At 53.9% G+C, this 8,455-nt stretch carries 8 protein-coding genes, 1 tRNA gene and 3 pseudogenes; 3 read left to right on the top strand and 9 right to left on the bottom strand.

The features are described 5' to 3' along the window. Positions 1–195 (top strand): hypothetical protein (locus CAGGBEG34_RS07860; protein ID WP_042688376.1); only part of this gene is annotated, 195 nt, incomplete at its 5' end. A gap of 255 nt (positions 196–450) precedes the next feature. Here the strand turns inward: CAGGBEG34_RS07860 and CAGGBEG34_RS07855 are convergent. The 4 genes and pseudogenes from CAGGBEG34_RS07855 to purD form a co-directional block, all read right to left on the bottom strand. Continuing rightward, a tRNA-Leu gene (locus CAGGBEG34_RS07855) sits at positions 451–535 on the bottom strand. A 63-nt stretch (positions 536–598) separates the two neighbouring features. Beyond that, positions 599–1,475, bottom strand: a pseudogene (gene accD, locus CAGGBEG34_RS07850) (acetyl-CoA carboxylase, carboxyltransferase subunit beta). 15 nt (positions 1,476–1,490) lie between these two features. Continuing rightward, complete coding sequence (truA, locus tag CAGGBEG34_RS07845) at positions 1,491–2,267, bottom strand: tRNA pseudouridine(38-40) synthase TruA (protein ID WP_006683175.1); 777 nt, start codon at positions 2,265–2,267, stop codon at positions 1,491–1,493. Further along, positions 2,268–3,527: a phosphoribosylamine--glycine ligase gene (gene purD, locus CAGGBEG34_RS07840; RefSeq protein ID WP_006683174.1), complete on the bottom strand. Its 1,260-nt coding sequence runs from the start codon at positions 3,525–3,527 to the stop codon at positions 2,268–2,270. 244 nt (positions 3,528–3,771) lie between these two features. On the opposite strand from purD, the pseudogene CAGGBEG34_RS07835 reads away from it, so the two are divergent. Continuing rightward, positions 3,772–4,809, top strand: a pseudogene (locus tag CAGGBEG34_RS07835) (AmpG family muropeptide MFS transporter); the annotation flags it as partial. Between the two features lie 4 nt (positions 4,810–4,813). Here CAGGBEG34_RS07835 and CAGGBEG34_RS07830 read toward each other — a convergent pair. The 5 genes from CAGGBEG34_RS07830 to CAGGBEG34_RS07810 form a co-directional block, all read right to left on the bottom strand. Continuing rightward, on the bottom strand, positions 4,814–5,365 hold the full coding sequence (locus CAGGBEG34_RS07830; protein ID WP_006683172.1) for a pilin: 552 nt from the start codon (positions 5,363–5,365) through the stop codon (positions 4,814–4,816). 202 nt (positions 5,366–5,567) lie between these two features. Beyond that, positions 5,568–6,014: an IS1 family transposase gene (locus CAGGBEG34_RS11415; protein ID WP_006683171.1), complete on the bottom strand. Its 447-nt coding sequence runs from the start codon at positions 6,012–6,014 to the stop codon at positions 5,568–5,570. A gap of 11 nt (positions 6,015–6,025) precedes the next feature. Next, entirely contained in the window at positions 6,026–6,313 is a 288-nt protein-coding gene (locus tag CAGGBEG34_RS11410; RefSeq protein WP_006683170.1) for an IS1-like element transposase, read from the bottom strand. A 72-nt stretch (positions 6,314–6,385) separates the two neighbouring features. Then, on the bottom strand, positions 6,386–7,000 hold the full coding sequence (locus CAGGBEG34_RS07815; RefSeq protein WP_203224866.1) for a BglII/BstYI family type II restriction endonuclease: 615 nt from the start codon (positions 6,998–7,000) through the stop codon (positions 6,386–6,388). Further along, the gene (locus CAGGBEG34_RS07810) at positions 6,961–7,917 is read right to left on the bottom strand and encodes a DNA-methyltransferase (RefSeq protein WP_006683168.1); all 957 of its coding nucleotides are present in this window, start codon (positions 7,915–7,917) and stop codon (positions 6,961–6,963) included. Before CAGGBEG34_RS07810 ends, CAGGBEG34_RS07815 begins: the two co-directional genes overlap by 40 nt. Before the next feature lie 304 nt (positions 7,918–8,221). Here CAGGBEG34_RS07810 and CAGGBEG34_RS11830 point away from each other — a divergent pair. Beyond that, a pseudogene (locus CAGGBEG34_RS11830) lies at positions 8,222–8,371 on the top strand (IS5/IS1182 family transposase); the annotation flags it as partial. Positions 8,372–8,455 lie beyond the last annotated feature (84 nt).

The raw sequence follows: 8,455 nt of genomic DNA, 5'->3' as shown, positions 1-8,455 counted from the left end.
TCCGAAATCCTGGAAACGTTTGAATATGAAGGCCGAATCATCCACGTTCATCTGGAAGAGGACGCCTCAGATCAAGACTGGCTGACTGTACGCGCCTATTACGCCGACGGAACGCTCGTTAATCCGTTCGTCTATTCCGTGTACAGAATAAAAAGCGGATACAGAGGATTGATGCAGGCCAAGAAGACCCTGTAAAAGAATTTGTGCGCTCAGTGCACTTTGATATTGAAAATGAGGCGCAGCGCAAGCGTGAAAGGACACTCAGAGACGAGCGCTACTATAAGCCTACTTCATGCAAAATCAGCATCCCCAAGGGAAGAGGTTTGCAGAAATATTAGGCGGTCAACTCCATACCCCGTGCAAAAATTGCGGAGCAGAGCCAAAATTGCGGAGCAAACTGCGCAGATTTTTCAGCGCTTAAAACATTCTTCACGCCTTACTAAATAAGGCTGGTGCCCAAGGCCGGAGTCGAACCGGCACGGAGTTACCCGCTAGTACCTGAAACTAGTGCGTCTACCAATTCCGCCACCTGGGCTATACGCATATCCAAAGCATCCTACATTATAGTGGCATGAACCACTGATGTTGAGTTTTATGATCAAGCTGCCATTCCAACCTCCGGTTGCCGGGTCAGCAGCGCAATCAGCCGCGCGATTTCGTCGCGCATATGCCGGCGGTCGATAATCATGTCAATCGCGCCTTTTTGCAGCAGGAACTCGGCGCGTTGAAATCCTTCCGGCAGGGTCTCGCGCACGGTTTGCTCAATCACGCGCGGGCCAGCAAAGCCGATCAACGCTTTGGGTTCGGCAATCACGATGTCGCCAAGAAACGCAAAACTGGCGGATACGCCCCCCATCGTGGGATCGGTTAACACCGAAATAAATGGCAGGCCAGCCGCGGATAATTGTGGCAGCATAGCGGTTGTTTTTGCCATCTGCATCAGCGAGAGCATACTTTCCTGCATGCGCGCGCCGCCGGACGCGGCAATGCAGATAAACGGCGCATGCGCGTCCAGCGCGGCCTTGACGCCGCGCACAAAGCGTTCGCCAACGACCGATCCCATCGACCCGCCCATAAAAGCAAATTCAAAGTCAGGCGGCAACGGCTGGAAAAGTGTGAATGGCGCCACCAAAGACAATCAGCGCATCCGTCTCGCCCGTCTCGCGCGCGGCCATCTTAAGACGCTCGGTATATTTGCGGCTGTCTTTGAATTTCAGCGCATCGACAGGCGCGATGTCCTGGCCGATTTCATAACGACCTTCTGCGTCGAGCAGATGATCCAGCCGCGCGCGCGCGCCAATCCGCATATGGTGTGCGCATTTGGGACAGACATGCAGATTCTTCTGAACATCGGCGCGGTACAGAACCGCTTCGCAGCAGGGGCATTTGATCCATAAGCCCTCAGGCATGCTTTTGCGGCTCTGCGGGTCGGCAGGTTTGATTTTCGGAGGCAGGAGTTTGTCAAGCCAGTTCATGTTCGCAAGAGTCATTCAAAAGAGGGTGAAATGCGCCGATGAAGGCAGATCGAATTCGTCCGGGTAGCGAATGCGCGTCAGATACAAGCCATCGGGCATAAACGTTGGCGCGGCGTTGCAGCGGTCGCGCGCCTCAAGCACAGCGCGCATCCAGCCGGCCGGCTGGCGGCCGCGCCCGATCGCGAGCAGACACCCCATCATATTGCGCACCATATGGTGCAGAAACGCGTTGGCGCGAAAACGGAAAAAGATAAAAGCGCCCCGCATGTCAATATCCAGCGCGTACAGATGTTTGACGGGCGATTTTGCCTGACATTCGGATGAACGGAACCCGGAGAAGTCATGTATACCAATTAAAGCGCGCGCCGCGACGCGCATCGCATCGATATCCAGCGGCGCATGAATCCATCCGGCGCGGCCCGCAAGCAACGGCACGCGCACCCGATGGATATACAGCACATAGTCGTAGCATCGCTCCACCGCGCTAAAGCGCGCGTGGAATGCGTCAGGCACCGCATGCGCCCATTGCACGGCGACACTGTCCGGCAGGAAAGCATTGAGGCCGCGCACCCACGAAAACTCGGCGCGCTTGATGTCCGTATCAAAATGAACAATTTGCTCCAGCGCATGCACGCCGGCATCGGTACGGCCCGCGGTGATGGTTGAAACTGATGTTCGCGCAAATGCGGCGAGCGCGCGCTCAAGCGCATCCTGCACCGTATTCCGGTGCGGCTGCGACTGCCAGCCTGAAAATAGAGCGCCGTTGTATTGAAGGCCAAGCGCGATGCGCATTCAGGCTAAGGCGCGTGCGCCAATATCACGCCGGTAGTGCATGCCGTCGAAATGAATCTGTGCAATGGCTGAATAAGTGCGCGCGCGCGCGGCTTCAATCGAATCCGCCAGGCCGGTCACGCACAATACGCGACCGCCGGAGGTCAGGCATTGATTTTCGCGCTGTGTCGTACCGGCGTGGAAGAGGTGCACATCCTCCGTGGACGCAGGGAGGCCGGTGATCATATCGCCGCAGCGCGGCGCATCCGGATATCCGCGCGCGGCGAGCGCCACGCCGAGCGCGGCGCGCGGATCCCATTCCAGAGTGATGGAATCGAGCGCGCCCGAAAGCGCGCGTTCAATAACCGTTGCCAGATCGCTTTGCAGTCGCATCAGAATCGGCTGCGTTTCCGGATCGCCAAGTCGGCAATTGAATTCGAGCATCTTCGGCGCGCCGTGCGCGTCGATCATTAAGCCCGCGTACAGAAATCCGGTATAGCGGATGCCCTCCTGCGCCATCCCCCGCACGGCGGGCCAAATAATCTCGCGCATGATGCGCGCATGCAGTTGCGGCGTGATCACCGGAGCAGGCGAATACGCGCCCATGCCGCCGGTATTCGGGCCGGTATCTCCATCGCCCAAACGCTTGTGGTCCTGGCTCGACGCGAGCGGCAGCACATGTTCGCCGTCGGCCATCACGATAAAACTCGCTTCTTCGCCGCTCAAATACTCCTCAATCACGACGCACGCGCTGCCATTGCCAAACAGGGTCTCAATCGCCGCGTGCGCTTCATCCAACTGATGCGCAACGACTACACCTTTGCCGGCGGCCAGCCCGTCCGCCTTGATGACAATGGGCGCGCCTTGCCGCTCCACATATGGATGCGCGCTCTCCGGATCAGCAAAACTCGCGGATGCGGCGGTTGGGATGCCATGCCGCTGCATAAACGCTTTGGCAAAGGCTTTTGAACTTTCGAGTTGCGCGCAGGCGCGCGTCGGGCCGAAAATCCGCAGCCCGCGCGCGCGGAACAGGTCAACAATGCCGGCTGCAAGCGGCGCTTCGGGGCCGACGACCGTGAAATCGACCGCTTCCCGATCTGCAAAATCCGCGAGCGCGCTCAGGTGAGTGACGGGAATCGAAATATTGCGCACGCGCGCCTCGAGGGCCGTGCCGCCGTTTCCGGGAGCTACATACACGCATTGCACGCGCGGCGATAAAGACAACTTCCAGGCCAAAGCATGCTCGCGCCCGCCATTGCCAATCACTAGAACATTTTTCATTTAAATCGCATCCAACGTAGCTATTTCAGAGCTGCATAAAAGTCACCAGATATAAACATTAATTAAATGAAAATTTTTCTAGAGCNTTTTTCAGTGAGATTGCNCAAGGAGCAAGCGCGAAGACAGTATGGAGATCGATGGCGGGCGGAGCAGGTCTCCATCGCGAAGCGATGGAGGCGACCCCGCAGCGAGTTCATACGGCGAGCGTGAAGCGACGCAGTGCAAGCCGCTGAAAAACGCTCTAGGACGGCGGCGCGGCTGGATGCTGCTGATGCAGATTTTAGTATGCGGGTCCATCGCCGCGCTCGGCTTTATCCCGCCGCGCCAGTCGATCTGGTCGGTTGCAGCGCTGGCAACCGCGCTGGCGTTTTTCAGCGCGAGTCTGGATATTGTGATTGACGCCTATCGGCGCGAGCTGCTTAAAGACCATGAACAGGGACTAGGTACGGCGATTCATGTCAATGCGTATAAGCTGTCCAGCCTGATTCCGGGTGCACTCTCCTTAATTCTGGCCGATCATCTGCCGTGGTCCGCGGTTTTCGTGATCACGGCAGCCTGCCTGCTGCCCGGCATGTTGATGACCTTTTTGATTAGAGAACCCACCCTTGCCGGCGCGCCGCCCAAAACGCTTGGCGAAGCGGTGGTGATGCCCTTCCGTGAATTTATTGCACGCTGTGGATGGCGCCGCGCGCTGCTCGTGCTGGCTTTCATCTGTTTATACAAGCTCGGCGATAATATGGCGACGGCATTATCCACTTCGTTTTATCTCGATCTTGGCTTTAGCAAAACCCAGATTGGCATCGTTGCCAAAACCTCCGGTTTATGGACAGGCGTCGTGGGCGGTTTGCTCGGCGGCGTTCTGTTGAGCCGGATGGGCATCGCGCGCGGCTTGTGGGTATTCGGTATCACGCAAATCCTCTCCACGCTCGGATTTGCATGGCTGGCGCGCGCAGGGCCTGTACTGTCTGGCTTGGCGCTGGCGCATGGACTGGAATATTTCACCATCGGATTGGGTACGGCTGCCTTTACCGCCTACATTGCGAGCACAACCGACCGGCGCTATACCGCAACCCAGTTTGCGCTGTTTACCAGTCTCGCGGCGGTGCCGCGCACCTTTATCAATGCCAGCGCAGGTTATTTTGTCGAAATGATGGGGTGGTTCAATTTCTTCCTATTCTGCGCGGCGTTGGGAATTCCCGGTATGGTGTTGCTGCGTTGGGTGGTGAATGGCCGTTCCTCTGAAGCGGCGGATGCGGCGGCCGGGCAAGCGGAATCCATATAATGCGCTACGTTTTTCTGCATTCCGGCGGCGCAAAGCGGGGCAGCAGCGTGGTTTTTTCAGCGGGAGAGGGGCCGGGGCCGGGGGCAGGCAGTGATGAGTCGGTTTTATCCGCGGCGAAGCATTCCCAGGTCAGCGTCCCCGACTGAAGCGTTCCCGGTTGCAGCGCAATACGCGCGGTTGGCGCGGCGGGATCATCAGGCACTGAGGGGACGAGCGCCAATATATTTGAACCGGCGGGCGCGACGCGCGGCGTATAAGCAATGACGATTTGCCCGTTTTCAGACGAGATTTTGATCGACTCAACATTGCGGGTGGACGGCGGCGAATCGAATCCGCCGTCCAGTGATACGCCGCTCGCGGCGTTCTCCGCAACGGCAAGACGCGCTGAGGCGGCAAGCGCCAGTCCTTCCCCCACCCGGCTGCGGGCGAGATAGTCTTGATAGGCGGGAATGGCATAGGCAGCGACAACGCCGATAATCGCCAGCACGATCATCAGTTCGATGAGCGTAAAGCCCCGATGCGGCGCGCAGTGCTGCGCGTTGCGATGCGATGTCATGGTGCGGTTCCCCGGTCATTCTTTTGATCTCTAAGAACCTGTTCGCGATCTTACTGCGCACCCGTGATACAGAGTCGGGCGGTGCTCGGAATGCTCACATATTTCATATATGCTCCGCTTCCTGCGCTCCGTCCTTCCCTGCCTGACGGGCGCTCGTGACAGATCGTAAACAGGTTCTGGTAATGCTTCAAAGGGATTGATGCTACACAGCCACCCCAAATTCAAAGCGATTGATGAACAAGCCAATCACGATGTCATGCAGTTTTTCCAGTTTGGAAAAGCAAATTGTTTTTCTTGCCAGCCGCTTGATGCGAGTGCGTAAAGTCAGGAGTTTTCTTTCGATCTTCTGAGTGTTGCTTTTGCTGATTGTATGTTGCTGTTCAGGTAACTGCTGTTCATAAGCCCCCCAATCATCCGTGTAATAATGTTGAATGCCGAAAGGTTCCAGAAGCCTTTTAAGCTGCTTGAAAACGACATCTTTTCTGTCGCCAAAGACATACGCCAGCACATGACCCGTTTCATGATCAATAGCATGCCAGAGCCAGCGCTGATGGCCCTTGTTTTTAACGAAACTCCACATTTCATCGATCTCTACGGATGCCACTTGCTTAATGAGCACGCTTTTGACGGTATGCGCTTTTGATTCCAAGAATGAGCGATTTATATTTTGGAGAGACGCGCCTCTTTTTTTAACTCTGATAGTACGGTATTGACGCTGATGCCTAATACTCTAGAAATATCCCGTATGCCGCTGCCATTTAAGGTCAGCTCGACAATAGCCCGTTTGGTTTCGGGCAAATAGCCCTTGTGGGCATACACTAGAATAAAGGGGTCTTTACTGCACTCTGTATTGCGATACTGGTACCTCTGCTTCTTTTGCCGATTGATACCGAATCTGACTACGTGCTGTGATGCGCATAAGGGGCAGGCTACTTGAGTAAGTGCCATCCACATCCTCATTTTGCTGCTTATGGGAATATGATTTTAATCGATCAATTCCTTTGAGTCACTACCTAAAAATCAAGCATCTATGCCAAGTATCAAAACCGGAATGTCAATATTCGATATGCCGCGATGTGCCAAATCCCATGCAAACTGCTCGAAATAGGAAACGCCTGTGCTCATTCGATCCACGAAATGCTTGACCGGAACAATTTCGACGCCTGTATCGATGATACCCATGTTGCTGAAGATTGTCATTTTTGCACAGACGTTGTAGACCATAAACGCATACTTTCCGAATTGCACTTCAACGCCCAGCTTGATATCCGGCTTTATAAAATCCATGTCTCGAAAGGGCTTAGATGATATGTTTTTCGAAGGGAGATAGCCTTCTAGAAATTCACCGTACCGATATTCACAGACCACCCTGTAATTTGACCAGCCTATTTTGTTGAATTCACGTCTAAAAGCCTTGTTAATCTCTATTGGGGCAAACAGCATTTTGCCCATCATCGTTTTTTCAGTGCTTCTCTTAGTCATATAGCACGCAGAATCAATCGACTGGACGACAGTTTCAATTTGACGCAACTCAAATGCGTATTTCTGTTCAACTATAGATTTGCCACCATTGAAATCATACTGTGCGACTATCTTCATATAAGACTTGCCTGCGGACTGGCGTTTTTCAGCCATGCCAGTGGTATCTGCGCGACTTTTTCTTTTCCGGTAGGTTGATGAACCGACTTCCCAAAGGGGCGGATTTTCAGCGTGCCATTCTGAAAATCTCTAATCCGCTGCCTTGCCAGTTCCAGGTAGTGTGGATTGTTATCAATGATCATCCCGCGCCTCTGATGTTTAAGTGCGGCGATCAGGCTGCTGCCAACCCCCCCAAACGGGTCTAACACCCAATCCTGCTCGTGGGTTAAAGCCAACAGGCATCTTTCTATGAGTTCGACCGGAAATTGACAAGGGTGCACAGTTTTTTCTGGATGATTTGCCTTCACATTAGGAATATCCATTAATCCTGTGTCCCATTCATGGCAAAGCAGTGTCCAGTAATCGGATGGGTTCTTTCCCAGAGGATTCCCGCTCGGCTGGCCTGCTTTCTTACCTTTGTAATGCAGTTTTCCAGGGTATTTTGAAGGAACACGCACAGGGTCTAGATTAAACACATATTGTTGGGTTTTTGTAAACCAGAGCAGAACTTCGTAACGCCCTGAAAAGCGGTTGGATGCATGAAGACCGTGGTTAAAATGCCAGACAATCCGGTTTCTAAGCTGCATCCCGAATGACTTGAAGATCGGGTAGAAATAAATATCCAGCGGAAACACTTCACTTTTGTCTATAAAATTGCCTACTTGCCAGATGATACTTCCATTCTCGGCAGTGACCCGTTGCATTTCTCGAATAATGTCCGTTTGCCAATCCAGATAGGTTTGCAGCCGGACCTGTTTTTCATATGCTTTTCCCAGGTTATAGGGCGGCGAAGAGACCACCAGCCTGAAGGCATTATCCGGCAGTACCCTCAGCTGCGTGAGTGTATCGCCCTCGCATACTATGACTCTTGCATCCGGGTTAAATGCAGGTTCAATTTCGAAAAATTCTTTCATCGTAAAACTAACTCTGGTTTGAAACCTCGCCCTTTAGGGCGGTAAGCGCCCAACCCCGGCCTGAAGGCCGAGGGTTTCAAGGGCGCGCGAGATTGGGAGGGGTTTACCCCTCCCAATCGTTATCTCCACCGGCCTAAAGGCCGGTGGCTGTTAGGAAAGGTAACTGCCAGGTACCCCAACCAACCCTCAAAAAAACACGGGATTTTTGAAGATGGCTTTTCGAGCAAAAAGTCCGATTTTCGAAAAACCCCTTATTTTGTAGACTCAAATTCCACAAAAAGGCCCTAAAACCCTATTACGCAACAGGTCTATTGTGGAAGTTGTCGAGAAGCTGGACTTGAGTGCTGTAACGAGCAGGTACGCCAAAGGTGGCGGCAAAGCCTACCCTCCCACCCTGCTGCTATATGGCTATGCCACAGGCACTTTTTCCAGCCGCAGGCTCGAACGAGCCACATCGGCTTGAATCGGGATATATTGTTTGTGTGGAAATCCTCAACAGGGAAGCGGTAATCTTCTCATAATAGCCCCTATCTCCGAC

Origin of the sequence: Candidatus Glomeribacter gigasporarum BEG34, assembly GCF_000227585.1 — a bacterium.
Lineage (GTDB): Bacteria > Pseudomonadota > Gammaproteobacteria > Burkholderiales > Burkholderiaceae > Glomeribacter > Glomeribacter gigasporarum_B.
This window is presented reverse-complemented; position numbering and strand designations above follow the sequence as displayed.